Here is a 13563-nt window from a genome sequence, read left to right as displayed (position 1 = left end):
CGTAGTGGTTACCCAGCCAAGCAACGGCACGTTAAGTGGCAGTGAAGCATCGCAAACCTATACACCAAATGCTGATTTCTACGGTACTGATACTTTCACGTTTAAAGTGAATGATGGAACAGAAGACTCAGATATTGGCACAGTGACTATCACGGTTACACCTGCTAATGATGCGCCTACCGTTGAGTCCTTCTCAGTGATTACTGATGAGGCTACGCCGAAAGACATCGTATTGATTGGTGAGGACAAAGATGAAGATGGGCTGAACTATGAAGTCACCGTGCAGCCATCCAATGGGTCCATAATTTGTGATGACCAATTCTGTATCTACACTCCAAATGACGAATTCGATGGTACGGATAGCTTTAAGTATATCGCCCGTGATGAAGAGTTAAGCTCAGAACCTGGAATTGTGACCATCGTAGTTAATGATACGATTCAGGATAACCTACCACCTGTTGCGGTAAACGATGAACTTGCGCTGAGTTCGTTGGAGCAGGCACAAATTGATGTACTTGCAAATGATTATGACCCTGAAGGAGAGCAACTCACACTAACCTACGCTTATTCAACGTTTGGTAGTGTTTCAATTGTAGATAATGAAATCCTCTTTGTTCCTCCGTCTGGATTCAAAGGTTTAGTTATGGTCCCCTACACAATAGAGGACGACCAGCAACAGGTTGCAACAGCCACCCTTTATGTTGCTGTTGATGTTGAGTTGTCGGATGATTTACCCATTATAGAAGTACCTGCTGATTTATGTGGCCCTCTATCAGTAGCCGCTAATGCTCTGTATACCCGAGTAAATTACGGTGAGGCTCGCGCATACGATCAGTACGGAAATGTTCTTCCAGTCTCTGTTATAGACAACATAACGCATTTCGCACCCGGTAATAACGTCGTTTATTGGCAGGCGACCGACGCGAGAGGAAACCGTTCAGTGGCCGCCCAGCGGGTATGTGTTGATCCACTTATTTCCATTGGTAAAGATCAAGCCATTGTGGAAGGTGAAACCTTAAAAATAGGGGTCTTCTTAAATGGTGATTCACCCACTTACCCTGTAGAAGTTGCTTACACGATTTCAGGTACCAGTGACCTTCAAGATCACAACTTGGTTGATGGTGTTCTCGTCATTGAATCAGGCACTCGTGGCTACATTCAGACAGAAACTTTTGAAGATGCTGCTACGGAAGGTGATGAGACGATAATCATTACGCTTGATAACCAACTCAACAGAGGGGCTAAATTTATCCATGAAACCACGTTGAGTGAGGGGAATTTAGCGCCTGAGGTGACACTAACCGTCAAGCAAGCAGATGAATCGAGGCTGACGGTAACGCAAGGCGGGGGTATTGTTTCGATTAATGCGGATATCTACGATCCTAACCTCAACGATACATTCGATATTTCCTGGTTTGCCAATGATAGTGAAATTGAAAATCTGAGTTCGGCAGAGAATAGATTTGATTTTGATCCAAGTACACTTGCTTCAGGTGTTTACAAGGTAAGTATTCGCGTTACTGATAGCGGCTTGCCCATGGGGGATGACGACGAATTTGTGTTCATAAACGTTATTCCTATGCTTATCGCACTGGGGGCAGAAGATAGTGATGGTGACAACATTCCTGACAACATTGAAGGCTATCAAGATATCGATAAAGACGGTATCCCAGACTATATGGACAGAATCGACGAATGTAATGTGCTTTACCAAGAACAATTTAAGCAGGACGGTTATCTCATTGAAGGCGACCCCAGTGCATGTCTACGTATTGGCAGCGTTGCACTACAAAGTGAGTTTGGCGGTTCTTTTATCTCAGACAACGACGTAGAAAGAAATGTTGGTGGTCTAATAAAGGATAGCGAAGCGCGTAACATTGGCGGAATCTTTGATTTTATTGCGCATAGCTTACCGGAAGAATCACAATCGATTGCAGTCGTATTACCTCAAAAAAATCCAATTCCTAAAAATGCGATTTATCGAAAATATCACAGGGCTAAGGGGTGGAATAACTTTGTAGAGGATGACAAGAATTCGCTATGGTCAGTAGCAGGTGAGCCTGGCTATTGTCCTCCTCCTCGCTCAGAAGGATGGCAGCCGGGTCTTGTCGAGGGGCATTGGTGCGTTCAAATTGAAATTGAAGACGGTGGACCAAACGACGATGATGGCCAAGTAAACGGCGTCGTCGAGGACCCAGGCTACGTTGGTATATGGGAAACATCCAATGCAGCGCCAATAGCGCAAGATACCGTTTTAACAACGGAATTTAACGAGCAAGTGGATGTCGATTTAAGCGAATTAATCTCAGACGAAGACAACGATGCATTAGAGATTACTTCCGTGACTACAGAAATTGGGGGCTACGCACTCAATGGGTATTGGATGACATACATACCACAATCCGATTTTTCAGGTATAAGCAGCGTTACTTATGGTGTATCTGATGGAAATGGCGGTACCTCATTTGGTGTAGTAACGATAAATGTGCTGCCCCCAAATTATGCTCCAATACCTGGTGAGATAATCCATAATGCGTTAAGGCAATGCGACGACTCAGCGTTGGTAGATGTGTTAAGTGTGGCTACAGATCCCGAAAACGATGTAGTAAGTGTCATTGAAGCGGCATCTCAACATGGCGTGGTGACAATACTCAACAATGGCGACTTAATGTTTACCCCCAGTTGTGACTTCTTCGGAACCGCAACTATTGACTATACGTTACAAGATACTGCCGGCAACCAAACTACAGCGCGTTTCACCATTACGGTAAAACAGGTTGTTGAGGTTATTGCGGTTACAGAATCTTCAGGAGGGGCGTGGAGCTGTTGGAGCATTCTGGGGCTAGCCTTTATGACATTAATTAGGAGACTGTCGATGCGAAAAGTCATCGCAATTTTTGTACTTTTTTTCATGTCCACATACACCTATGCCAATCAAGAAAGGCAGGGGACTGAGCGTAACCAACAGGGATCAGAAGCGAAAGAAAACGAAGACTGGCCGCTTGGATGGTTTATGGAAGGAAGCGTTGGCTTGTCTGAAACTGATGTATCGACTTCAGACTTAGATAAGGCGTATCAAGTAGCGGGCATTGAAGCGCAAAGCGTCGCCATTAAAAACGACGATATGAGCTATAGCGTTAATATTGGTTACCAATTTAACACTTATTTTGCGATTACTTACGGTTATCAAGACCTTGGTGAACGCAATGTGTCTTTTACTGGTAGCGTGCTGAGTGAGGACTTAACGCGTTTTTTTGATGCCGCAGAAGAGGTCTACCCTCAAACTGCTGAAGGACAAATACTAAGTGCTATTTTTAGTATACCGCTATCTTCCCAATTCAAATTTGATGTGCGTTTAGGATATTCGCAATGGGACAGAGACTACGTTACAACCGAAAATGGTGTTCGAGGCAGAGCATCCGATAGTGAGAACGATTGGGTCTATGGCATAGGTGTAAGTTATGTTCAAAGCGAATCGTTGGTATGGCGTTTAGAATATGATTTTCGTGAACTACAAACCCAAGATGTAACAAACTTATCGTTAAGCTTGCGATATTTTCCTTTCCAATAACAATGAAAGCAGTACGCTAGCGGAGCGTCATGGGTATATCTTTCAGCAATAGATTGCTTGTCAGTAAAGTGTTATTTTTGTGAGTGTTATTGACCTTACACTATCAGTGTGTTCGAAGGCGCCTTTGCGCGAGGGCACGCAAACAAGGGTAAAAAGATGCTGGAAAGTAAACGTGCTTTAAAGGTTGTCGTACTAGGTGCGGGAAGTATTGGTTGTTATGTTGGTGGCTGTATGCTGTTTAGCAGCAGCGAACACACGCTCCAGTTGACCTTTATCGGAAGAGCGCGTTTACAGCATGATATCAGCGAACAAGGCCTTATGGTTACAGATTGGAGAGGAAGAGCTCAAACGATACGTGCTGATAACGTTCGGTTCTCCACACAAAATATGGCATTGGACGACGCTGATGTCATATTATTGTGCGTAAAGAGTCAAGACACAGAGCAGGCGGCAGATATTATTAAGTTGCGGGCCAAATCCTCTGCTGTTGTCATAAGCCTTCAAAACGGCGTGAGTAACGCGCATGCGCTTCGTAAGCACCTTAAACAGACGGTTATTGCAGGGATGGTGCCTTTTAATGTGTTTTATAAAGGTCACGGCCACTTTCATTGTGGGACAGAAGGTAATATAGCGCTTGAAGACCCAGATAATCGATGCGTAGACCTGATTGAAGTACTTGAAAATGCTTCGCTCCCTGTAACGGTATACAACGATATGACTGGCGTTCAGTACGGCAAACTCATTATGAATCTGAATAACGCCGTTAATGCATTGTCGGGAATACCGCTAAAGTCACAGTTAGGCGATAGAGAATACAGGCTCGTAATGGCAAAGGTACTATCCGAGGCGTTAGCCGTACTTAACGCCGAAGGAATTTCACCCGCTAAAACGGGGAAAGTCATACCCAAACTTATGCCGACAATCATGAAGCTACCCAATTTTTTATTCAATATGGTTGCCGCATCAACGTTAAAAATAGACCCCGAAGCACGCTCTTCAATGTATGAAGATTTAGTACTAGGAAGACGAACTGAAATTGATTATTTAAACGGTGAGATAGTAAAACTGGGCGAAAAAAATAATATAGCCACACCTATTAACGCTCATATAGTTCAGCTGGTGAAGCAGTGCGAGCAGGCGCAGAAGGGAAGTCCTCAGTTACCTGCTAATGCCCTGTTACCAATATAAAGAAGGCGATCAAGTGAACGTTTTTTGGTGGGGCGCAAATATTACAGTTTTATGACATTTTTATGTCAATACCCTTGATTCTCATACTAAAGTATATATCCTGCGCACAAATTTCCTTTTTTTAAATGTGCTTTGCTTTCTCAAATCTGTTTTTCCTTTGCCCTTCTCTGTAGCGCTATTCTTGCGCTATTTTTGTCCTCTGTCAGTTTTGCGTCGGAGGTTGAAACCTATTCTGTGCCTGACGCCACGTTTCCCGCATACCAAGGAAAAGGCTTAACCTTTCAAAATAACCACAACACGTTTTCTCTTCGCGTCCGCGGTCGAATTCAGTTTCGCTACGCTAATCCAGGAGCGAGTCAGCCCACTGAACTTGCTGATTTTTACCATGATTCTGGCAATCAATTTGGTGTTAACAGGGCTCGCGTCAAGCTAGATGGCCATCTTGGTATGTCATGGATTAAATTCGGTGTGGAATATGATGCGGTCGAACAGCGTACGCTTACCGCTACTGTAGCAATAGAAAAGTATGACGCCCTTCGTTTTAAGCTAGGCCAGTGGAAAGTGGAATACTCCAGAGAACGCAGCGTCAGCAGCGGAGGCCAACAAATGATGGATCGCTCTATAGTTAACAGAATATTCACTTTAGACAGACAAATGGGCGCATCAATTTACGGTCATGTCGACAGTGGTGGTGCCGCTAACTTCAATTACTGGATGGGCGTGTTCAATGGTTCAGGCCGCGGTGATTATAGTAACCACGATGGCGAAGCGATGTATGCTGGGCGGTTTCAGTGGAATCTTCTCGGCGAGAAAGTCGCTTTTGATAATAGCGATATTGAGCGTTCTGTTGCGCCTAAAGCCGCCATTGCTATGGCAGGGGCTAAGTTTAAAAGTCAGTTTACGCGTTTCTCGTCGTCAGGCGCGGGGAACCTCACTGGCTTTTCGCAAGGCGAATTTGAATCACAATACCATATTGAGCAGTTTGTAGTGGATGGCGCCTATTTTTATGAAGGTTTTAATGCCCAAGCGGAATATCATGAAAAAGAAATTGTAGATAGACAGAAGAGCCACCATAAAACGACAATGCGTGGATACTACGTACAGGCAGGGTACTTCTTAAGTGAAACGATAAGCTGGTGGCCCAAACCTTTGGAGGTGGCAGCGCGCTATGCGACCTATTCACCAAATTCAAGAGATAAAGACGAAAGCTTCTATGAAAAAACGCTAGCGATGAACTGGTTTTTCAATGGGCACGATAACAAACTTACCGCAGAGGTAAGCAGAGTCTCACTCGAACAGATTGGTACTGAAGCAGGAGACAGCACCGTCTATTCTTTACAGTGGGATGTCAGTTTTTAACAATGTCTAATGAGCCAATGCTATTAGCGCTCAACGTTTTGAAGTTGTTTTACAGTAAAAATCAACAGCCGTTAGCTGTTGCAAAGAAAAGCATGAAGTGTATCTATTAATTTAGCCTTATCCACCGGTTTACCAATGTGAGCATCCATGCCTGCGGCTGCGCATTCGTCAATATCTTGCTGCATTGCGTTGGCGGTTAACGCTATGATTGGCGTTTCAATTTTAAGTGTTTGTCGAATGTGTCGCGTGGCACTTATTCCGTCAACCTGTGGCATTTGAATATCCATCAATACTAAGTCGAACCTTTGGTTTACCAAAGCATCTATGGCTTCTTGACCATTCGATACATGATGTAAATCCAACTTAAATTCTCCTAATAACGCCTTTATTACTTCCACATTGATGTCATTGTCTTCAGCAAGTAAAACTCGCTTCCCAGCGAGCAAACCTTGAGAGCCCAAATTGGCAACGCTAGGCGCGATACTTTCAGCATCAGCGGCAATAGCGAACGTCACATCAAATGAAAATGTTGCTCCCTTATTAACTTCACTATCAACCGTTAATGAAGAGCCCATTAATTTGAGTAAATTATTGGCGATATTTAGTCCAAGTCCAGTTCCGCCATATTTTCGCGCTATTGAACTTTCTGCCTGAGTAAAGGGGGTAAATAGTTTGGCTTGGTTTTCTTTAGAAATACCAATGCCGTTATCTTTAACCCAGCAATGAAGTGCATAGTGACTGTTGCATGCCTCAGTGACACGAATACCCACTTCGACAGTGCCTTCCTGCGAAAATTTAATGGCGTTGCTTATCAAGTTAGCCATAATCTGCTTAAATCTAAGCTCATCAAACATCAGCTCATTAACAAGATCTTTGTCAATATTTAATGCGAGATGTAAGCCTTTACGCTGCGCTTGGTCTGAAAAGATATCAATCAGTGAACGCAAGCTTGATGCTACGTTGTGCGGCCCGATAGCCAGCGTCAGCTTGCCGGCCTCTATTTTTGAAAAGTCTAGTAAGTCGTTGATAAGCTGTAGAAGCATTTCTGATGCGGAGACAATTTTCTTTGTAAGATCTTTCGTTTGCCCATTATTAGCGTGTTGAGCGACCGTTTGTCCAAAGCCGATTATCGCGTTTAAAGGCGTGCGTATTTCATGGCTAATATTTGATATAAATTCTGACTTTAAACGGCTATGTAGTTCCGCTTTTTCTTTTGCCGTTAAGTATAGTGCGTTTGCTTGTCTTGATTTTCTGAGCAATATCAAAATGACGATAATGGCCACCATCGTCAACGCCACCAAGATCGCCAATAACATTGAAAACAGCTTTTGTGTCTGCTGAGCCTCATTTTTTAACCGCAGAGCTTCTTCAAACGCTTTGTTTTCATTCTCAAGTACGTTCGCTCTTTCTTTCTCTTGAGTAATCTGTTGGACAAGGTTAGCGCTTTCAATGAGCTCTAGGTCTTCGTACTTCTTGGCTTTAAAATAGGCCTCATGAAACACCTCAAACTGCTCGAACGCGAGTTTATAATCGCCTTTTGCTGCGGTGATGTACGCAGCTGTTTTTTCCAGCTGCGCGCGCCAAGTCGTTTGTTCATCTTCTCTGTTTTCATCATAAAGTTGACGTGCAAATTCAAGAGATTGATAAGCCTCATCGAGTTCACCTAAGGAAAGATGTGCTTCTGCTTTTAACCGATAAATTTCACTGTTGTAGAACGAAGAGGAAAGGGGGTGTACGAGTACCTTTTGAGAGAGCGCTATTGCTTCGCTTAAATCACCAGCGCGATAGTAAGTAGTTGCTATTCCATAGATGGCCAGAAATTCGGAGTAATTAATATCTATCAGTTTATCGTGCTCAATAGCGCGCTCAAAGTAACTAATGGCTTTGTCATACTCACCTAAATTTCGATATAAAATACCGATAGCGTAAAGATTATCGCTCTCTAGGATTCGTTGGTTGGTCGCTTGCGCGCCCCGGAGTGACTTTTCATAAAAGCTCAAAGCAAGGTCGTATGCGCTCACTGACTGATAGTAATCTGCTACGATAGAGTCGTAGAGAGGCCTCAAAAGAGTAAGGTCGTGGGTAATAAGCAAATCATTAACTGCGTTAATAAGTTCTGCATTGGGTGCAAAAACCTGCCCTTCACTGTAAGTAAGAATTTGATAGATGAGGGCGTAAGCTTGTATGTCAGCGGGAATATCTGGAGTAGAAATTGTCGCGTCAAAACGTTTATAAGCTTCAGTGTAGTTGGCGCTTATGCCATACATTCTCGCTATTCCTATAGAAATAATGAGGCCGTTTCTGGAGCTATCTTCTAATTGTTGTAATTCGCGTAAGACATTATCATTGGGTTTCTGGTGGATTAAAAGTTGATAGCGAACATACAACGCCGCAACAGCTTTTTTCTCCTCAACATGTAACGTATCCGACAACAAAAGTGTTTCTAATTCATCAATCGCAGCGCCTATCGGCATTGGCGATGCGGTTTCTACTTGAATTCTGATCTCGTCCACTCGATCGACGCCTTTGCATGAATGGCAGTGAAAATTAATGCTAAAACGCATAAAAATGTCGAACGGAAAAAACGGACCAAGCGGAGGTATCTCTTTTACAAACACACTTGTAAGTTTAAACGATTAAGATAGATTATAAATTAGTCAATAAGTCTAACCTTGTTGAAGCTAAATGCGCACATTAAGGAAAAGCAAAATGCAAGAAAGCACTAAGCTGAATTACGTTGAGTTTGCATCTTTAGATATCGGCCTTTCAAAAGCGTTTTTCGAAAACGCGTTCGGCTGGCATTTTATCGATTACGGAAGTGAATACAGTGCTTTTAGCAACGCGGGCTTGGAGGGGGGCATTTTTGCGTCTGAGCGCGTGTTAACGGCACAAGGTGGAGCCCCTTTATTAGTACTTTATGCCACTAATATTTCTCAAGCCCAACAATGTGTAGAACATGCGGGGGGAACAATTACTAAGCCGCTGTTTGATTTCCCTGGCGGTTGTCGCTTTCATTTTGTCGAGCCTGGCGGCAATGAACTTGCTGTTTGGTCTGAGTCAGCAAAGTAGCGTCCTTGAATTATCACAACGAATAGACGCGGTGGCTTTGAATCATGCTAGGTAAAAAAACGCCTTGCTGTGATATCACAGCAAGGCGTTTTTCATTTCTATTTGGTTAGCTGAAGGCTAGCCGTTAGTTCTGCTCAAGCACGATACGCAGCATTCTGCGAAGTGGTTCTGCAGCGCCCCACAGTAGCTGGTCACCCACGGTGAACGCCGAAATATACTCCGGGCCCATGTTGAGCTTGCGGATACGACCTACGGGAATAGACAGCGTACCTGTTACTTTTGCTGGCGTAAGTTCTTGCATGGTGGCGTCGCGATCGTTAGGGATAACTTTTACCCAATCGTTGTGCTTAGCAAGAATGTCTTCGATTTCAGCTAGCGGTAAATCTTTCTTAAGTTTAAGCGTTATAGCTTGGCTATGGCAGCGCATGGCGCCGACACGCACACAGATACCGTCGATAGGTACTTCACCGCCTTTAATACCAAGAATTTTGTTGGCTTCCGCTTGGGCTTTCCACTCTTCACGGCTTTGACCCGAAGGTAATTGTGAGTCGATATAGGGAATCAAACTACCCGCTAGAGGTACACCGAACTGTTCGCTCGGGTAGTCTTCGCTTCGGATAAACTCAGATACTTGCTGATCAATCTCTAAAATCGCGGTAGCAGGATCTTCAACCTTCTCTTTCACATTACTGTGAATTGCGCCCATTTGACTAATAAGCTCGCGCATGTGCTTTGCACCTGAGCCTGAAGCGGCTTGATACGTCATGGGGGAAGCCCATTCAACCAAGTCTTTCTCAAACAGGCCACCTAAAGCGAGCAGCATTAGTGAAACTGTGCAGTTTCCACCTACGTAGGTGCGAATGCCTTTTTCAATGCCTTTATCAATTTCTTTGCGGTTAACAGGGTCTAAAATAATTACTGCGTCGTCTTTCATGCGAAGCGCCGACGCAGCGTCAATCCAGTAACCGTTCCAGCCAGTGGCTCTTAAATCGTTGTACACTGCTTTTGTGTAGTCGCCGCCCTGACAGGTAATAATGATATCTTGTTTAGAGAGTGCTTCGATGTCGTGCGCATCTTCTAGAACACCAGCATTTTTGCCAGCAAAATCTGGCGCTGCACTCCCTTTTTGAGAGGTAGTGAAAAAGGTGGGCTCAATGTGCGCGAAATCTTGCTCTTCTTGCATGCGCTGCATTAATACTGAGCCAACCATACCGCGCCAGCCCACTAAACCTACTTTTTGTTGTGACATTAAATTGAGAACCCTTGTTACTAAAATGAAAAGTACGTTATCACCTATGCTTTTTGCAATTATTCAATACACAGATCCATTCGTTATTTGGCGCGTGTATTGAGAAGCATAAAAGTGATGTCGAGCGCCGTTTGTACATGTGTCGGCGCAATACCTGTCGTTTTTATTTTTGTCCTCGCAGTCTAAGTGTTATTTATCGCGCTGGCTAGATGGTTTTTATAAATTATCTATCGCAGATATAAGCATTTTGAACACGATGGAAACGAAAACAGATCGTTTAACCACACTTACCCACGACGCTGGTGTTTTTCTCTATCTGTGCAGATTGATATAGCTCTAACGAAACTGGATTAATTTCGTAAAAGCGGTCTCAAACTTGCTTCATTATTTTTAGGAAAATACCTCACAATGTGAGAGGCGTTGTAAAATGTTGAGATACGCTTAATGGAAAACGTAGTTCTTAGCATGAATACGGAAAATGAGGAAAGTATGCAATACGACAGTCATAACAAATTTGCTACCACTACGGTATTTTTACACTGGTTGGTGGGGCTAACCATTATTGGGTTACTGGCAACAGGTATCTACATGTCGGAAAACGGTGTGTACGCACTGTACCCTTGGCATAAAGCCATTGGCTTCCTCGTCTTATTTGTTGCGCTAGCGCGCGTGATTTGGCGTATAAAGAACGGATGGCCAAGCGCTGCAGCTAACTACAAACCAATAGAGCACAAGCTGGCCTCAGCTGTACATTGGGTGTTAATCACTGCAACTCTGTTAATGCCTATTTCTGGGTTAATGTCATCGGTACTTGGTGGTCATGGTTTATCTGTATTCGGGGTGGAAGTGTTTGCCCAAAACTTTAGCGTAGATGATCCAGAAAAAACGTTACCAATCAATTATGAGCTGTCGAAGCTCGGTGGCGCTATTCACTTTTATCTTAGTTACACTGTAATTGTTGCTTTATTGCTACATATCGCTGGCGCGTTTAAGCATCATATCGTTGATAAAGATGGAACGTTAAAGCGTATGTTGGGTAAATCGATCAGCGAGTAGGGCAAAAAATCGAGTAAGCTTTACTGGTTTCTTTCGGTATCAATGATCTCGGGCGCAGCGAAAAAAAGGTAGTCGTCAGGTGCGGCTATCTTGTTCTGCTTTGCTTTATACATAGCAATGTCAGCTGATTTTATCAGCGCATGCAAATTACAGCTTGTTTGCGGATAAAATGCCACACCTACGCTCATTGAAACCACAGTAGGCTTGGTGTCGTTGTTGAAATAAAAAGGCTGTTTAACACCAGTGTTTACTTTTTCTATAACGCTTTTAACAGATTCTTCGTCATCAGCTTGAAGAAGCAGTACAAATTCATCACCGCCCCAGCGAATAGCAACATCATTCTTACGTATTTTTTCTTTTAGCTGTTCTGCAACAAAAATGAGCACCTCATCACCCGCATCATGCCCGTATATATCATTGACCGCTTTAAAGCCGTTAAGGTCGATAAGCGTTAACGCGAACTGATGTTCTTTTTTCATCAGTTTAGTAATAAGCTTTTCACCGCCGTTTCGATTATAGATGCCCGTCAACGCGTCGAAATCTGCTTGCAGAGCAAGCTTCTGAAGCTCTTGCCTACGACTTGAAATGTCATTTAGTGCGAGTTGATAATAACGCTCACCGTCTTCTGTTAACAAGGGGCTGGCTATAAGCTGAACCCAGATAGCACTATCATTTGCGCTACTTTTCAGCTTGTATTCTCCCGTAGCGAACTCGTTGCGTGCAAATGCTTCCTTTAGCGCTGATTTCATTGCGTCGGGCGTTTCAAATAGTTCGTCTAACAGTTCACCGTAGCCCTGTTTTACTCCCAGACCAATTTTTTCCACTAGATCGTTAAAGGCATTATTTCGAAGTTCAATAATGCCGTTTTCTGCCATTAACACCGTGGCTGTTTTGGCATTTTCAAACAGCATCCTGAAGCGTTTTTCTAGGAACTCTATTTCTTCTCTTAGCTGGCGCTCTTGAGTGAATTGTTCTTCAACCTTGTTTAATAGCTCGTTGGTGTCTTGTACCAATGCGCCGATTTCACTTTGCGCGTGGTAGTCGGGAATATCAATTCGCTCTTTTGTTCCTGGCGTTATTTTGTGCAGTGAACGCCCTACACGTAACATGGGCGAAATAATAATGTAGTAAGTGATAAATAAAGCAACGATGCCGACGACGAGTGCCTCAACATAGAGTGAGTAACTATTGTCGGTACTGATTTTATCTGCTTGTTGAATGATGTATTCGAAGTTTGGGTACACTTTCACCTCAGCAAGTGACTCTTCCGGCATGAAGGGGTGCCTGACCACAAATATTCGAGGTTCGGTGTCTTTGTTTATCGCTTCTGTCACATTCGCTTGATAATAGAGAGCTTCACTTTTTATAGAGGCAGCAAGAATCTTTTTGGTTTTAACTAAGCCGTTGATAGCTTCTTTGGCTAAATCTTCATCTTCTAAAAATGCTGCAATCGATGCTGTTGCACCAACGGTTTGATAAAGCTCTTCTATATCATTGTTGGCTTCGTTGATTTCGTTTTCATAGGTAGCTCTATAAAAAAATTCCGCGGTGACAAGCACCACTATCATGGCAGCTACAACGAGAAACAGAAAGAAGCGAAAACCTAGACCCCGAACATTAATCAAAACGAAATACTACCTTCATGTTATCGGTCACATATGATTCATACACATACGCCAGCGCTGATTCATCTTCTTCAAGACGCAGCTTAATGTCATCGATGGTTTGCTCTATAGCAGGAGGCTTCACCCGCCCCGAGAACTTGAGCCGTGACCAATAGGCATTTACCCTTGCAAGAGGAAGCCCGACCAAAGATTGATAAAACTGACTTTTGAGCTCACCCTCTAACTCTACATCGATAGGGGTCGCTTCTTTCCCGTTAGGAAACGCTGAGTATTTACCCATAAAGAGGTCGATTAGTCCTTTCTTATCCATTGCCTGCACATCATTGTTGCGATTCGTTACAACGACAATTTTCTCTTGCGCATATGCAACAAAAGTAAAGCCATGTATTAGCAATCCTAAGGTGACGATTAACGGTAAGCGTTTCAACAATATCATGCTCACCTTC

9 protein-coding genes are annotated in these 13563 nt (G+C 43.5%); 5 read left to right on the top strand and 4 right to left on the bottom strand.

Annotated elements, in window-relative coordinates; genetic code table 11:
• The 3 genes from GVO63_RS14655 to GVO63_RS14645 form a co-directional block, all read left to right on the top strand.
• Positions 1-3571, top strand: a 3571-nt coding sequence (locus GVO63_RS14655; protein WP_159580862.1) for an Ig-like domain-containing protein, incomplete at its 5' end; no start/stop codon positions are given.
• 156 nt (positions 3572-3727) lie between these two features.
• Positions 3728-4759 carry a 2-dehydropantoate 2-reductase gene (locus GVO63_RS14650; protein ID WP_159580860.1) on the top strand — a complete coding sequence of 344 codons (1032 nt, stop codon included), beginning with the start codon at positions 3728-3730 and terminating at the stop codon, positions 4757-4759.
• 192 nt (positions 4760-4951) lie between these two features.
• Positions 4952-6118 carry a porin gene (locus tag GVO63_RS14645; RefSeq protein ID WP_236552165.1) on the top strand — a complete coding sequence of 389 codons (1167 nt, stop codon included), beginning with the start codon at positions 4952-4954 and terminating at the stop codon, positions 6116-6118.
• A 71-nt stretch (positions 6119-6189) separates the two neighbouring features.
• Here the strand turns inward: GVO63_RS14645 and GVO63_RS14640 are convergent, their stop codons facing one another.
• Positions 6190-8631, bottom strand: coding sequence for an ATP-binding protein (locus tag GVO63_RS14640; RefSeq protein WP_236552164.1), 2442 nt, complete (start codon positions 8629-8631; stop codon positions 6190-6192).
• A 196-nt stretch (positions 8632-8827) separates the two neighbouring features.
• Between GVO63_RS14640 and GVO63_RS14635 the strand changes: the two genes are divergently transcribed.
• Entirely contained in the window at positions 8828-9187 is a 360-nt protein-coding gene (locus GVO63_RS14635) for a VOC family protein (RefSeq protein ID WP_159494396.1), read from the top strand.
• A 124-nt stretch (positions 9188-9311) separates the two neighbouring features.
• On the opposite strand, the gene asd is transcribed toward GVO63_RS14635, so the two are convergent.
• The gene (asd, locus tag GVO63_RS14630; RefSeq protein ID WP_159580856.1) at positions 9312-10436 is read right to left on the bottom strand and encodes an aspartate-semialdehyde dehydrogenase; all 1125 of its coding nucleotides are present in this window, start codon (positions 10434-10436) and stop codon (positions 9312-9314) included.
• 444 nt (positions 10437-10880) lie between these two features.
• On the opposite strand from asd, the gene GVO63_RS14625 reads away from it, so the two are divergent.
• Entirely contained in the window at positions 10881-11492 is a 612-nt protein-coding gene (locus GVO63_RS14625; RefSeq protein ID WP_236552163.1) for a cytochrome b, read from the top strand.
• A gap of 20 nt (positions 11493-11512) precedes the next feature.
• On the opposite strand, the gene GVO63_RS14620 is transcribed toward GVO63_RS14625, so the two are convergent.
• Both GVO63_RS14620 and GVO63_RS14615 read right to left on the bottom strand, forming a co-directional pair.
• Entirely contained in the window at positions 11513-13117 is a 1605-nt protein-coding gene (locus GVO63_RS14620; RefSeq protein ID WP_159580854.1) for a sensor domain-containing diguanylate cyclase, read from the bottom strand.
• Positions 13110-13553 carry a hypothetical protein gene (locus tag GVO63_RS14615; RefSeq protein WP_159494399.1) on the bottom strand — a complete coding sequence of 148 codons (444 nt, stop codon included), beginning with the start codon at positions 13551-13553 and terminating at the stop codon, positions 13110-13112. Before GVO63_RS14615 ends, GVO63_RS14620 begins: the two co-directional genes overlap by 8 nt.
• Positions 13554-13563 lie beyond the last annotated feature (10 nt).

Origin of the sequence: Alteromonas sp. KUL106, assembly GCF_009811415.1 — a bacterium.
In the GTDB taxonomy this organism is placed as follows: domain Bacteria; phylum Pseudomonadota; class Gammaproteobacteria; order Enterobacterales; family Alteromonadaceae; genus Alteromonas.
Note: the sequence above shows the minus strand (reverse complement) of the source record. Positions and strands in the feature narration are given on the sequence as shown.

Excerpts from the sequence above, each read along its gene's own strand:
- GVO63_RS14635 (WP_159494396.1), top strand. The coding sequence starts at position 8,828 with ATGCAAGAAAGCACTAAGCTGAATTACGTTGAGTTTGCATCTTTAGAT.
- GVO63_RS14615 (WP_159494399.1), bottom strand. The coding sequence starts at position 13,553 with ATGATATTGTTGAAACGCTTACCGTTAATCGTCACCTTAGGATTGCTA.
- GVO63_RS14650 (WP_159580860.1), top strand. The coding sequence starts at position 3,728 with ATGCTGGAAAGTAAACGTGCTTTAAAGGTTGTCGTACTAGGTGCGGGA.
- asd (WP_159580856.1), bottom strand. The coding sequence starts at position 10,436 with ATGTCACAACAAAAAGTAGGTTTAGTGGGCTGGCGCGGTATGGTTGGC.
- GVO63_RS14625 (WP_236552163.1), top strand. The coding sequence starts at position 10,881 with ATGGAAAACGTAGTTCTTAGCATGAATACGGAAAATGAGGAAAGTATG.